Source organism: Streptomyces sp. NPDC059866 (assembly GCF_042731325.1).
Lineage (GTDB): Bacteria > Actinomycetota > Actinomycetes > Streptomycetales > Streptomycetaceae > Streptomyces > Streptomyces flavusporus.
The window spans coordinates 1-12,717 of the sequence record NZ_JBHWJT010000082.1 but is presented as its reverse complement, the minus strand read 5'-3'; the positions used below and the strand labels follow the sequence as shown (position 1 = coordinate 12,717).

Below are 12,717 nucleotides of genomic sequence, written 5' to 3'. Positions count from 1 at the left end.
GGCATCAGCCTGACCGGCCCGTCTCACCGTCATCCGGGCCGCACGCGGCCCGGATGCTGCCGCCTGCCCTCCCGAACATCGATTTTCCGATCAGCATCAAGGAGACCCGGTGACGGTGCACCCGTTCATCGAGGCGGAGAAGCAGGCGGGCCACAGCGTCAAACGCGCGTGTGAGCTGCTGACGGTCTCCCGTGCCGCCTTCTATGCCCGCCGCACCGGCGCCGTCGGACCACGCTCCGCGCAGGACGCGGAGCTGACCGAGCAGATCACCGCCGTCCACGCCCAGTCCCGAGGCACCTACGGCGCCCCGCGCATCCACGCCGTCCTCAAGCGTGAGGGGACGGCCTGCGGCCGCAGACGCATCGCCCGGCTGATGCGGGCCGCCGGGCTCGCCGGCTGGCACCGCAGACGGCGACACCGCACCACGATCCCCGACCCGCACGCGGCCACCCGTCCCGACCTGGTCCTGCGCGATTTCCGGCCCGACCCGACTGCGACCGACGCCCGCTGGTGCGGCGACATCACCTACATCCCCACCGACGAGGGCTGGCTCTACCTGGCCACCGTCATCGACATCGCCTCCCGCCGGGTGGTCGGCTGGGCCACCGCCGACCACCTGCGCACCGAACTGGTCGCCGACGCGCTGCGGTCCGCCTGCCGACGGCGCCGCCCGGCAGGGCCGGTGGTCTTCCATTCCGACCGCGGCTGCCAATACACCAGCCATGAATTCGCCCTGTTGACAAGCGAGTTGGGCATCCGGCTATCCGTCGGCCGCACCGGCCAGTGCTGGGACAATGCGCTGGCCGAGTCGTTCTTCGCCACCTTGAAGAACGAGCTGATCGGCACCCAGCCCTGGCCGAGCAGGTCTGCCGCCCACACCGCGATCTTTGAGTGGATCGAAAGCTGGTACAACTTGCACCGGCTGCACAGCAGCCTCGGTTACCGCAGTCCCGCCGACTACGAGGCCGCACTGGCGGCCTGACCACCACACCGATGGTGTCCGTCAAAGCGGAACAAGCTCACGTGACATCGGACCGCGCGGAGTTCGAACTCCAGTCGGCTTGAGGGCACTTCACGGCGTCCGGCCCTGTGGTTCCGTCGCCTCCGGCGTCCCGACGCCCACCTTGACCGGCCCGGCTGACCTGTCCCGACAGATCAGCGGCCGCAGCGAGCTGCTCGCCGACCTCTGGGGGGTGGAATTCAGGCGGGCGCCCGGCGATCTTTACCCGACTCTGCCTTTGAGGCATTTGAGGCGGTCCGACAGGTGCCGAGCGCCGGACCGGTGACCATGGCTGGGGACTCACAGATGCGAGCGGGCAGCACTCTGGGCGACGGTTCAGCCAAGACCCCAAGAGCGATCCCGCTCAACTTCTTCGCCATACCGTTCGGCCTGGCAGCCTCGCCGGCGCTTGGCTGGCCGACGCCGAGTACCGCCTTGCCCCGCGGGTCGTCGGGGACGTGCTGCCAGGGTCTGCGCCGCTCCGCCGGGTGCGGCGGTCGCCGCGCTCGAGAACAGTAAAGGACGTTCTGACATGTCCTTCGTCAATGTCAAGCTTGTTGAAGGTGTCTTCTCCGAGGAGGAGAAGCATGCCATGGCCAAAGCACTCTCCGACGTGATGGTGCAGTTCGAGGGTTCCGAGGCGTTCCGCGAGGTCGTCTGGGTGCTCATCGAGGAGCTGCACCGCGACGGCTGGCACATCGGCGGGCGGCCGTTCCGTGGTCCGGCCTCACTGATGGAGACCCTGGAGAACTCCAAGGCGGTCGTGGAGACCGTCGACGGCTATCCGACCACACGGCCGGAGTGGGCCAAGACAGCCCCGGTGAAGGACACCGGTCAGTAGTCGGCTGCCGCTGGCGGCTCCGGCGCCGTCAGAGCTCGCGGGAGGAACTCCTCATACCGTCAGGGCCCATCGGAGGAGCCCCGCATGCCGCCTCGTCTCGTATCATGGCCGATCTGCGGACCGCGCGGGGCCGCGTGCCGTGGCACGCGGCCCCGCCGACACCCTTCGTCTCCTGCGGCCCGACGAGCCCGGACACCGCAGCCGGATCAGGGCGCAAGCCTGGGTGTGGAGGAGCCGGTGGCGACGCAGTCGGCGTTCGCGGCCGCGTTCACACCAGGTCCCGTTCATTCATACGCACATTGCCAACGGCATCTCGGGCGCCATCCAGCACCGGGGCGGCATGCGGACGTCCAAGACCATCGCTGGCAGTCCCTTTTGCCAGCTCCGCTTTCACGGCCGGCCAGCAGCAGTGGTGTCGTCACAGTTCTTCGGAATGGCCCTTTCGCACCAGACGACCTTGCCACGGCCGCTGGGCGAACTCCCCCACTCGCCGAGAGCGTCCACGATGAGCAGGCCGCGACCGTGCTCTGCCTGCGGATTCTCGTCCTCGCGTGCTGAGAGGGAGGAGGGAACCGGAGGCGTCACGTCGGAATCCCGGACCTCCAGCCGGATGCGATCCGGATACTGACGCAGCCGCAGCTCGACGTGACTGTCGGCGTGAACCAAGGCGTTCGTCACGACTTCCGACGCCATGAGTTCCAGGTCATCCGCCGCCGCTTCCAACTCCCAGCCCTTCAGGCAGTCCCGGACGAACTTGCGGGCAGTTTTGACGCCGTGCAGATCGTGCCGCTGGATTTCCATGCGGCTCCAACGGTGCGAGCCTGCGCCCGCGTAGAGAGCCAAGAGGAGGACGACGTCGTCTCTGCGCTCCGGGGCAGAGGGCACCATGGAAATGAGCCGGTCCGCAAGTCCCTCCAGGCCGTGGTCAACGTCCGTGCTGCAAGCGGCGAGCATCGTGTGTGCACTGGTGACCGCGTCAGGTCCGTGCGCTTCGCTGAGGCCGTCGGTGTACAGGAACAACAGTGTCCCTGGTGAGAGGGTCGCCTCGAAAGCGCGGTAGGGAATGGGTGACGGCACGCCCAGGGGGACACCGATGAGCGTGTCGAGCGCTTTCATACGGCCGTCGGGACGGCGGGTCAGCGGCGCCGGGTGTCCGGCCAGGGCCACCTCGGCCGTCCCGGCGGCCGGGTCCAGACAGACGACACAGCACGTGGCCAACAGTTCGCCTTCCAGCTGACTGAGCAGGTCGCTGGCGCGCGTCAGCACTGCTGCCGGTCTGTGGCCCTCGGTGACATAGGCGAGCACTGCGCTGCGTAGCTGGCCCATGACGACGCAACTTTCGACGGAGTGGCCCTCCACATCACCGATCACCAGCCCGATGCTTCCAGAAGGGAGGGCGACCACGTCATACCAGTCGCCACCGACTCCCGCGGTCGCCGGGGCAGGCAGGTAACGGGCGGTGGTGGCCACCCCCGGCAGGTCGGACAGGACACGCGGCAGTAGCCGCCTCTGCAGGCTCTCGGCGAGAGCGTGCTCGCCTTCGCTCAGGAGGGTCCGCTCCAATGCCTGGCCAAGCGAACCCGCCATCATCATCATCACGGCCTGCGCTTCCGCACCGAAGAGCCGGTGCTCCGCCCAGCCAAGAGAGCAGACACCCACCGGATGTCCGCTGGCCAGCACGGGGAGGTGCGCCCACGCCTGATTGCCGTCGTCCTGCGCATCGGGGTAGGCCCCGAGCAGATCCGTACGCTGTGGGAAGAAGTACGGGTCGGAGCCACGCAGGACGTCGGTCACTGGAGTCACCCCACTCCTCACAGCACTGGATCCATGGAGCTGCCTGACCACCCCGGAGGCCGGACCGGTGTGTCCGACGACCCACACCCTGCCGTCACTGACCACCGTCAGGATCAGGCTCTGCGCGCCGAGAGTGCCCATGATGCGTGACCGGGCCACCTCGACGACCTCGCGGGGGCTCACGGCCGAGTTCAGCTCGTTGGCCAGCCTGTGAACCTGATACATCCAGCTCAGACCGGCAGAGCCGGGGACATCCGACAGTCCCCACCTGGTCGCAGGTTCGGTAAGGGGGCTGCGTGGCTTGAACACGGGGAAAATCAGCGGTTGACTCCCGCGCTGTATGAGCGTGCCGCGTGCCGCCAGGGACGCCAACTCGCGCGACAGACTCTCGCCCGTCTCCCGGAGCCGGTTGCGCTGAGCCTCGCCGAGAACGCCGTCCCTCCATGGGATCCGGCTGACAGCCAGCGCCCCGTACCGGTGGCCGGCGTGAACCAGGGGCGCGCTCACCACCGCGTACGGCGCTCGGACAGGGCCCACGTCGTCCGGACGAACGCCCGGTTCGCCCATGCTCGCCATCCTTCCGGTCCGGCACGCCACCGCCGAAGCCCGCCGCCCGCTCAAGAGCATGCGCTCCGGCATGTTGAAGACAGCCGGAGGCGTACCACCGATCACAGCCGCGCGCAGCCACTCGCCGTTGTCCTCCAGAAGGTAGGCAATTCCGGCCACCGCGTCGAACTCCACCACCGCCTCGCGGACGGCAGCGACCAGCAGCCTGTCCAGGACCTCGGCGTCCGTCGATGGACGTGCAGGGCAAGCGCCATCCAGGCTTTGCCCCGTCATCGGGCTCTGCCGGGCGATTCCGCTCATCTGTGGCTCCCATCACTCGGCCGTGTCCCGAATCGATGATCATCACAGCGACACGCCCTATCCGCAGCGCACCAGCTTCACTTTCAACCTGCAGTCAGACCTTCCCCCAGTAAATGTGAACACCTCGGATAAATGGTACATTCGGCGGCTGGCGCTCGTGGTGGCGGGAGGAGCGAGCCGGGGGCTCGGAGCGGGCGAAGAAGTCGTCCAGTGCCTCGGGGCTGACGGTGAGCGCGTTGCCGGGCACGGTGCAGGCTGTGTCCGCGATCGCGGACACAGCCTGGCTCGACGACCAGGTGTGGCGCGCCGCCTGGGAGGGGCAACTGCGCGCGGCCGGCGCCGGACTCGACGACTTGAAGGCGACAGCGGCTTCGGCGACCGGCTGTGACCGGCCGCCGATACCTGGCGTCAGGCCACGATGTCGACGATGACCTTGCCGTTGGCCGTGCCGGACTCTACGGCCCGGTGGGCGTCCGTTGCGGTGGCGAGGCTGTAGCGGGTCTCGTCCAGCAGGGGACGGAGCTTGCCCTGGTCTGCCAGCTCTGCGGCCTCACGCAGGATTTCGCCGTGGTGCTCGCGGCCCCGGCCGGTCAGCATCGGCAGGAGTGTGAACACCCCCGAGTACGTGGCCCCCTTGAACGACAGGGGCGCCAGCGCGTGTGTGCCCCAGCCCAGCGAGCTGACCACATGGCCGGTGTAGGTGCGCACCGCCTCGAAGGAGGCGTCCAGGACCGGCCCGCCGACCGTGTCGTACACGATGTCGAAACCGGCACCGCCGGTGAGCTCGGCTACGTACTTCTCCACGCCCACCGCGGCGTGATCGATCGGCACCGCCCCCAGAGCCCGCACCATGTCACCCTTGGCCGCCGACTCGGTCGCAAACACCTCCGCCCCGCGGGCTGCGGCGATCTGCACCGCGACGCTGCCCACGCCGCCTGCACCGCCGTGCACCAGAACCTTGTGACCGGCCCGTACCCCGGCCCGGTCCACCAGGCCCTCCCATGCCGTGATCACCGCCAGCGGCAGCGCGGCCGGCTTGCGGGCCAGCAGGCGCGCGTCGACCGCCGCGAACTCGGCGAGCGAGCCCTGCAGGTCACCCACGCCGCCGGTCAGGCCGTACACCTCGTCCCCAGCCGCGAAGCCGTCCACACCGGGCCCGTCTCCACCACCTGACCGGCAAGATCCATGCCCAGCACAGCGGGCAGCTTGACGCGGGCGTGCGCCGCCCGTCCCGCCCTGATCTTCGTGTCCAGCGGGTTCACCCCGCTGGCATGCACCCGCACCAGCACCTGCCCCGGGCCCGGCACGGGCCGGTCGATCTCCCGCAGCTGAAGCGGGCCCTCGAACTCCTCCAGCACCACCGCACGCATCACGCCACCATCCCTGTACACATCGTTCGAAGAAGCGGGCAACCCCGCCACTAATCAAACAGACCGGTCCGTCCGATTAAGTATCGGCAAGCGGATGCAGCCGTTAATGAAACGGACTAGTCTGTCTTGTATGGCGACGCGGATACGCAAGACGAACACCGAGCAGAAGATCCTCGACACGGCCGCCGGCCTGTTCCACCGGCACGGCCTGCGCGGGGTGGGAGTCGACCAGGTCATCGCGGAATCGAGGGTGGCGAAGTCGACGCTGTACGCCCACTTCCGCACCAAGGACGACCTGGTCGCCGCCTACCTGCAGCGCACCGACGACTCGTGGATGCAGCAGCTGCAGGCGGCGGCCGAAGCGGCTGGACCGGATCCCGCCGAGCAGGTGGTGGGCCTGTTCGACGCGCTGCTGGCCTCCTTCGACCGCCACGGCTTCTTCGGCTGCCCCTTCATCAGCGCCGCAGTCGAGGCCGAGCCCGACTCGAAGGCGCATGCGGTCACCTCCGCCCACACCCGGCGCCGCCAGGAGTGGCTCACCAGCCTCGCCGCAACCGCTGGAGCCGCCGAGCCGGCAGCGCTGGCCGCCCATCTCGGGCTGCTGATCGACGGTGCCCTCGCCTCCGGACGCCTCCTGCAGGACCGCACGGTCGTGGACAGCGCCAAGGCATCCGCCCGCGCCGCCGTTCACGCGTACGCCGCCCCAAGCACGACCCCCGCCTGAGCCCCACCCACCGTCCCGACAGGAGAACCTGAGCACCTGGCTGATCACCGGCGCCTCCCGCGGCCTCGGCGCGCACATCGCACAGCACGCCCCTGCAGCTGACGGTCGATCTCCTCGCTCAGGCGGGAGATCCGGTTGTCGGCCTCGTCGATGGCCCGCAGCATCGAAGCGATCATGAACGCGTGGTGCCCGTTGAAGTCACCGGTCAGGGCACGCGTGAGCAAGGGGACCTTGCCCTGCAGACTGCCCAGGGCGAGGGACGCCAGCACCTGCACCGGTCGCCAGCGGGTGAAGCGGAGGGTGAAGAAGACGATCCGCCTTCCGACCTTGGCGGAGATCGAGGCGATTGAGCGGCACCTACCCGGGCCCTACAAGCTACTCGTGTGGCTCATGGCTGGGTGTGGGCTGCGCATCGGTGAGGCGTGCGCCGTGACGTTGCAACAGTTCGACTTTGAGAGCGGAACACTCTACGTCGACCGCCAGGTCACGCAGGACGGCGAGAATGAGGAGCCCAAGACCACAGTCCAAAAGGCCATCACCAAGGGCAGGGGGTGTGCCCATTGCGTCCGCCACCTCAAGTGGCGTGATCTGGATGAGGGCCGAGCGGTTCCCGTGCCGCCCACCATCGCCGCGAAGGTGCAGAAGCATGTCCGGCTGTACGGAACCTTTCGCGTAGAGGAGGGACTCAACCGCTTGGAGGGGGACTACCTCTTCTCTAATATCGGGCGCACCAACATCCTCATGTACTCCCTCGTTGACCGGCTTTGGCGTAACGCGAAGAAGGCGGCGGGCATCTCGCGCAGGATCACCACGCACTGGCTTCGGCACTTCTTCGCCTCCGCCGGCCTGTCGAAGGGCGTCCCGGTGACGGACATGGCTGAGTGGCTGGGGCATCGCGACCCGAGGATCACGCATCAGACCTACGCGCACGTGATGCCTGACGCTCCGGAGCGCTTGAGGTCTCTCTTGGATGCCGTCTTCACGATGCAGACCGAGCTTGAATTGCCCCTCGAGTTCGAGGCAGTGGTCGAGACGGTCTGACGCAAATTTGCGAACGCGTGGTGCCCTCAGCGAGACGTATGGCGAGGGCATCACGCGTGCGGCTTGGTCGCGTCCGGACCCGCCATGAGGCCGCCGCCAGTGCCGCAGGTCTCGCTACGGTGAGTGACTATCTTTGGTGGCTGTCGCCAGGTCCGCAACCAGCCGGATCGGGCACGTCCTCGTTGCCCACCCAGCACGAGATTTTCCGGTGCTGGTTTCGTGCTGACTTCGGAGGGTCAATGGCAGAAAAACCGCAGGTCGTAGCTCTGATCGAATGAGTTGTCGTACCACTCGATGGTGGTGCCGATGAGGCTGGCGGCGACGATGCGCTTGAGGTTGCCGGGCGTTGGGGGAGGGGATGCTGCGGAGGCCATGTGCGCCACTTCCTCGTGTGCGGTGGGGACGGGTACGTGTGGGCACACCGTAGAAACACGCAGGTCAGGCGCACATGTGGTGGGGCAACATAGTTCGGGGCGCGGCTATGCGTCGGACCACCATGACCGCTCGCGCAGCGGCGGCCCAGCGGCTTGAAGACGGTCGAAATGACAGCTGTCCAGGACGCGTAGTTGGAGGTGATTTGACGGTGGCGTGCTGACTCCCGTCCTGACTTGGTGCTGACTACGCTCCGTGGAACTCGGGCATGGGGGGCGGATCGGGCCCAGAGTTGCACTGCAGCAGGCGACTCGATCGAAATAGGCCAAGCCGCTCGATGTTGAACGGTCCCTGCGCGATGAGCGCGATGCCGGGACGGGATGCGGTGCGCGGTCGTCCCAGCAGGTTCTTCGTCTCCTTGTGGTACACGCCTTCGCCCATCTCTGACCTGCGGCAACGGGGGTAGTGAGACACGTGGGAGAGCACGTGAGAGGTGAGGGACCCCCATCGGCTTGTTCCGGCGGGGGGGTTGTGCGTGGTGGTGCGTGCGCGGCGTGGTCAGGGGGTCGCTGTGGCAGGGACCTGGCGCACCAGAAGGCACGCTTCGGGTGCGATCACAGTGGAGGCGGCGGTGTTCGCCGGGGTCGTGAACGAACACGGTTGCTAGTGTCCGGACGTGACTCTGACTGACCTCAGGAACGGCTTTCGTGATGACGAGCAGCGGCGGCGCGTCCAGAGGGTCATTCATGAGCGCCTCGCAGACGACCGTGACCCGCCGGAATGCCGCTTCCTCATGCGGTTCTGGTGGCAGCTGCTCATGTCGTACCGAGAGGTGTCGATGGACGAGCTCAGCCTGAACGTCGGCAAGCCGAAGCTGGACGTGATTGAGGCGCTGATCAGTGCCATCAGGTCGTCCCGCGCCGAGATCGATGCCTGGATTGCCACCACAGAGCAAGTCTTCCCGGTGATCCAAGATCGCGGCTTCATGGCCGCCCAGGACAGCGACAGTTGACGCGGCCGGAGCTTCTTCAGCCGTCGCCGGCAGATGATACTGCAAGCGAGTCTGAGGAAGGCTTCGTGGATGTCGTCGCGTATCTGCCAGCGGATGCGCAGGTGGCGGAACCAGTGCAGGTGGGCGAACGCTCGCTCCACGACCCAGCGTTGGGTGCCCAGGCCGGAGCCGTGCTCGGTGCCACGGCGGGCGATCTGCGGCTTCACGCCGAGGTCCCCGACCAGGCGGCGGTACGGCTTGGAGGAGCGGGATCAGCTGGGTGACGTCGTTGCGGTTGCCGCCGGTCAGGGTGGCGGCGAGCGGGATGCCGGTGGCGTCGGTGATCAGGTGATGCTTACTGCCTGTCCTGCCCCGGTCTGCAGGGCTTCGTTCGGTCTTGCCTCCCTCTTTAACGCCCGGATGTGGGAGCCGTCGACCGCCGCCCGGGAGAAGTCCAGGGCGTTCGCGCCACGAAGCTTGGCGAGGAGGACTTCGTGCCGCCGGGGCCACACTCCGGCCTCGGTCCACTCGGCCAGGCGGCGCCAGCAGGTCATGCCCGAGCCGAAGCCGAGTTCCTGCGGCAGGTGTTCCCAGGAGATCCCGGTGTGCAGCACGAACAGGATGCCCTGGAACACCAGCCGGTCCGGACGACGCTTGCGTCCCGGATGTCGGGGCCGACGCTCGATCCTGGGCAACAGCGGCTCGATCACCGTCCACAACTCGTCATCGACTTCCCGCGGCTTCGGTCGAGCCACCCCACACCCCCGGATCGTCAGTCCCGGAGTGATCCAACCACCTCGAAGATCATTTCGTTAGGAGTTCTTGGTCCGGCACGTTGCGATAGCTGGATGAGCTGCCCAGGGAGCGCCTGCGACTCGCCCCGAGCGGGGGCGCTGCGCTTACGGTCGAGTGCCGTCGATGTGCTCGAGCAGCGTTCGGGCTTCGACGGTGCGGCGGTGGTCCGGGCCGAAGGAGGCCAGGCAGGCATCGTGAGCGGCTGCAGCCTGGCGACGGGCATCAGGAACGCGGCGCAACCCGAACAGGGCAGTAGCAAAGGCCAGTTCGACGGCGCCCGTATCTGGATGGCGCTGGTACTCGGGCAGAGCGCGGTACAGCTTGTCGGCGCCCTGCGCCTCGGTGAGGGCGTCTTCGTGGCGGGCTTGGCCGTTGAGGCTGCGAGCCAGGCCGAGTCGCAGGACCAGGGACGCCCGGTCACGTGCGCGATAGGCGGCCAGGGCCTCGCGGGCGAGTGCCTCGGCCTCCTGGTGGCGCCCCTGCGCATTGAGGGCGAAGACCAGCCCATTGCGGGCGGCCGCTGCCAGGAGTGACATTTCCGGGCCGGTACCGCGGCCCGCGGCCTCGGCGACGGCCGCACATTCTGCCTCGCACTCGGCGTGCTGACCGAGCGAGATCATCTGCTGGGCGCGGTCCGAGCGCAGCTTCAGGGTCAGCCAGTGATCGGCTCCAAATATCCTGCTGAAGGCAGGCAGCGCTTCGTCGTAGGTGGCGAGTGCCTCGGCGTGGCGGCCTTGGGCGCCCGTCGCGAGCGCGGCGATGTTCAGCGCCACGGCTGCGTACTCGTCGTCGCGTGGCCGCGATCGGGCCACGGCGCGGGCTTCGGCCTCCGCCTCGGCGTAACGCCCGGCTTCGTAAAGGGCTTTGGCCTCAGCCACAGGCGTTCCCGTCATTCGTTGGGCGTCGCTTCGGCCGCGCGGCCGGAAAAATCTCATGACCGGGAGCATACGCATGCTGCGCAGGCTGCTCGGCGAAGAGGCAAGGAGATGGTCGGCAGCCCCTGCGTCCTACAGGTTCAGCTCATTTGGTGAGTCTGCGGTAGCAGATGAGGGTGCAGGCGATGCTGGTGAAGGCCAGGAAGTGGCTCGCCTTGCGTTCATAGCGGCGGTGGAGGCGGCGGAACCCGGCGAGCCAGGCCATGGTGCGTTCGATGGTCCAGCGGTGGCGGCCCAGTCGTGTGGAGGACTCGCTGCCCCTGCGGGCGATGCGGTGCCGGATGCCGCGGCTGCGTAACCATCGGCGCAGGTGATCATAGGCGTAGCCCTTGTCGCCGTGGAGTTTGGCGGGACGTCGCCGGCGCGGTCCGCGGCGGGAGCGGATGGGCGGGATGCCTCGTACGAGCGGTTCGAGGGCCTGGCTGTCGTGCAGGTTGGCACCCGAGATGCCGACAGACAGGGGCAGTCCGGTGCGCTCGGTGATCAAGTGGATCTTTGAGCCGTACTTGCCCGGCCGACAGGATTCGGACCCGTCACGTCCCCCTTTTCAGGGCCCGCATGTTCATCGAGTCGATCGCGCAGCGGGACCAGTCCAGCTCTCCGCGGGAGCCGAGTGCGTCGAGGACCAGGCGGTGGAGCTTCGCCCACACCCTGGCCTTCGACCACTCGGCGAACCGCCGATGGGCCGTCGCTCCCGACGGCCCGAACGACGCAGACGGCAGCTGCTGCCACGTGCAGCCCGACGTGGCCACGAACACGATCGCGGCCAGCACCTCCCGGTCACCGTGCCGGCGTCGGCCACCACTAGGGCCTGTCCGGCGGATCTTGTGACCGTTCGTGGGTTGGCTCGTTGGCATGGTCATGGGGAGGGGAGATCTCACGAATGAGGAGTGGGCCCGACTGAAGCCGCATCTGCCCGAGTCCGGGCGGCGTGGGGGTCGTTGGGTCAGTCATCGCAGGATCATCAACGGGATCCTGTATCGACAGCGCACTGGGGTTCCCTGGCGGGATCTGCCTGTGCGTTTCGGTCCGTGGAAGACCGTCTACGAGCGGCACCGGCGGTGGTCGGCGGACGGCACGTGGGACAAGATCTTCGCGGCCGTGCTGGCCGACGCTGATGCCGAGGGCCGTATCGACTGGTCGATGGTGAGCGTGGACTCCACGTCCTGCCGGAGTCATCAGCATGCGGCGGGAGCGCGCAGGAGACCTCCGCGGGTGCCGGGAAAAGAAGCACGCCCCGGCACCACCGCCCAGACGAGGGACTCGGACGCTCCCGGGGCGGCCTGACCTGCAAGATCCACCTGGCCGGTGAAGGCGGACGCCGCCCGCTGGCGCTGCTGATCACGCCGGGCCAGTGGGGCCACGCCCCGCAGCTCATCCCGGTCATGGAACGCATCCGTGTCCACCGCCCGGGCGGCGGGCATCCGCGCACCCGGCCCGACCACCTGGGCGGCGATAAGGCGTATTCCTCCCGGCGCAACCGCCGCTACCTGCGACGTCGCCAGATCAAGCACACCATTCCCGAGCCCCGAGATCAGCGGGCCCACCGCAAAAGACGCGGCAGCAGGGGCGGACGGCCCGCCGGCTTCGACAAGACGATCTACAAACGCAGGAACGAAGTGGAGCGGACGATCAACGCGTTGAAGAACTTCCGGGCCGTGGGTGAGGTCGACTCGGGGCGCCCTGCCGATGTCTCCATCGGTGGGTTTCCCCGAGCCGCCTCCCGAACCCGGCGTGCCCGTCTCCGAGCACCGGGCTCTCCGCAAATCCCGTTTCGGGGTGTTCAGTTCTTCATGCCGCAGGGGGCCACGGGGTCGGGATGAGTGTTCCCCGGTATCGGTATCTGGTCGTGCCTACCTTTGCCGGGTTAAACAGTTCCGCTTTCTCCGTGACAGGCCACCAGCCACCACCGTAGTAGCGTCGGCGGAGCTGCTTCCAGGTGATCCCGGGATGCTTGCGCCGGATCCACCGTGTCACCCTCATCCAC

The 12,717-nt window shown here is 68.0% G+C and carries 10 protein-coding genes and 4 pseudogenes; 7 read left to right on the top strand and 7 right to left on the bottom strand.

From position 1 onward, the window contains the following. Nucleotides 1-109 precede the first annotated feature (109 nt). Nucleotides 110-982 carry an IS3 family transposase gene (locus ACFV7R_RS45720; RefSeq protein ID WP_385276341.1) on the top strand — a complete coding sequence of 291 codons (873 nt, stop codon included), beginning with the start codon at nucleotides 110-112 and terminating at the stop codon, nucleotides 980-982. Nucleotides 983-1,532: 550 nt separating this feature from the next. Next, nucleotides 1,533-1,841 (top strand): 4-oxalocrotonate tautomerase family protein, encoded by a 309-nt coding sequence (locus ACFV7R_RS45715; protein ID WP_385276338.1) that lies wholly within the window; start codon nucleotides 1,533-1,535, stop codon nucleotides 1,839-1,841. Nucleotides 1,842-2,231: 390 nt separating this feature from the next. Here the strand turns inward: ACFV7R_RS45715 and ACFV7R_RS45710 are convergent, their stop codons facing one another. Next, complete coding sequence (locus tag ACFV7R_RS45710; protein WP_385276335.1) at nucleotides 2,232-4,502, bottom strand: SpoIIE family protein phosphatase; 2,271 nt, start codon at nucleotides 4,500-4,502, stop codon at nucleotides 2,232-2,234. 128 nt (nucleotides 4,503-4,630) lie between these two features. Between ACFV7R_RS45710 and ACFV7R_RS45705 the strand changes: the two genes are divergently transcribed. Next, nucleotides 4,631-4,933 carry a DUF6245 family protein gene (locus tag ACFV7R_RS45705; RefSeq protein ID WP_385276344.1) on the top strand — a complete coding sequence of 101 codons (303 nt, stop codon included), beginning with the start codon at nucleotides 4,631-4,633 and terminating at the stop codon, nucleotides 4,931-4,933. Here ACFV7R_RS45705 and ACFV7R_RS45700 read toward each other — a convergent pair. Then, nucleotides 4,911-5,872, bottom strand: a pseudogene (locus ACFV7R_RS45700) (zinc-dependent alcohol dehydrogenase family protein). The gene ACFV7R_RS45705 and the pseudogene ACFV7R_RS45700 sit on opposite strands and share 23 nt — an antisense overlap. 130 nt (nucleotides 5,873-6,002) lie before the next feature. On the opposite strand from ACFV7R_RS45700, the gene ACFV7R_RS45695 reads away from it, so the two are divergent. Further along, the gene (locus ACFV7R_RS45695) at nucleotides 6,003-6,596 is read left to right on the top strand and encodes a TetR/AcrR family transcriptional regulator (RefSeq protein WP_385276332.1); all 594 of its coding nucleotides are present in this window, start codon (nucleotides 6,003-6,005) and stop codon (nucleotides 6,594-6,596) included. 44 nt (nucleotides 6,597-6,640) lie between these two features. On the opposite strand, the gene ACFV7R_RS45690 is transcribed toward ACFV7R_RS45695, so the two are convergent. Beyond that, nucleotides 6,641-6,871: a hypothetical protein gene (locus tag ACFV7R_RS45690; protein WP_385276329.1), complete on the bottom strand. Its 231-nt coding sequence runs from the start codon at nucleotides 6,869-6,871 to the stop codon at nucleotides 6,641-6,643. Between the two features lie 25 nt (nucleotides 6,872-6,896). Here ACFV7R_RS45690 and ACFV7R_RS45685 point away from each other — a divergent pair, with 25 nt between their 5' ends. Beyond that, nucleotides 6,897-7,637 (top strand): tyrosine-type recombinase/integrase, encoded by a 741-nt coding sequence (locus ACFV7R_RS45685; RefSeq protein WP_385276326.1) that lies wholly within the window; start codon nucleotides 6,897-6,899, stop codon nucleotides 7,635-7,637. A gap of 236 nt (nucleotides 7,638-7,873) precedes the next feature. Here the strand turns inward: ACFV7R_RS45685 and ACFV7R_RS45680 are convergent, their stop codons facing one another. Then, on the bottom strand, nucleotides 7,874-8,011 hold the full coding sequence (locus tag ACFV7R_RS45680) for a hypothetical protein (protein WP_385276350.1): 138 nt from the start codon (nucleotides 8,009-8,011) through the stop codon (nucleotides 7,874-7,876). 674 nt (nucleotides 8,012-8,685) lie between these two features. On the opposite strand from ACFV7R_RS45680, the gene ACFV7R_RS45675 reads away from it, so the two are divergent. Continuing rightward, nucleotides 8,686-9,021: a hypothetical protein gene (locus tag ACFV7R_RS45675; protein ID WP_385276347.1), complete on the top strand. Its 336-nt coding sequence runs from the start codon at nucleotides 8,686-8,688 to the stop codon at nucleotides 9,019-9,021. 23 nt (nucleotides 9,022-9,044) lie between these two features. Here the strand turns inward: ACFV7R_RS45675 and ACFV7R_RS45670 are convergent. The 3 genes and pseudogenes from ACFV7R_RS45670 to ACFV7R_RS45660 form a co-directional block, all read right to left on the bottom strand. Next, nucleotides 9,045-9,755, bottom strand: a pseudogene (locus ACFV7R_RS45670) (IS5 family transposase); the annotation flags it as partial. A gap of 144 nt (nucleotides 9,756-9,899) precedes the next feature. Further along, entirely contained in the window at nucleotides 9,900-10,688 is a 789-nt protein-coding gene (locus tag ACFV7R_RS45665; RefSeq protein WP_385276324.1) for a tetratricopeptide repeat protein, read from the bottom strand. Nucleotides 10,689-10,815: 127 nt separating this feature from the next. Continuing rightward, nucleotides 10,816-11,533: pseudogene (locus ACFV7R_RS45660) on the bottom strand (IS5 family transposase); the annotation flags it as partial. A 58-nt stretch (nucleotides 11,534-11,591) separates the two neighbouring features. Here ACFV7R_RS45660 and ACFV7R_RS45655 point away from each other — a divergent pair. Continuing rightward, a pseudogene (locus tag ACFV7R_RS45655) lies at nucleotides 11,592-12,391 on the top strand (IS5 family transposase); the annotation flags it as partial. Between the last annotated feature and the right edge of the window lie 326 nt (nucleotides 12,392-12,717).

What these genes read in the sequence shown, in the direction of transcription:
- ACFV7R_RS45715 (WP_385276338.1), top strand. Translation starts at nt 1,533, where the DNA reads ATGTCCTTCGTCAATGTCAAGCTTGTTGAAGGTGTCTTCTCCGAGGAG.
- ACFV7R_RS45710 (WP_385276335.1), bottom strand. Translation starts at nt 4,502, where the DNA reads ATGAGCGGAATCGCCCGGCAGAGCCCGATGACGGGGCAAAGCCTGGAT.
- ACFV7R_RS45695 (WP_385276332.1), top strand. Translation starts at nt 6,003, where the DNA reads ATGGCGACGCGGATACGCAAGACGAACACCGAGCAGAAGATCCTCGAC.
- ACFV7R_RS45680 (WP_385276350.1), bottom strand. Translation starts at nt 8,011, where the DNA reads ATGGCCTCCGCAGCATCCCCTCCCCCAACGCCCGGCAACCTCAAGCGC.
- ACFV7R_RS45665 (WP_385276324.1), bottom strand. Translation starts at nt 10,688, where the DNA reads ATGACGGGAACGCCTGTGGCTGAGGCCAAAGCCCTTTACGAAGCCGGG.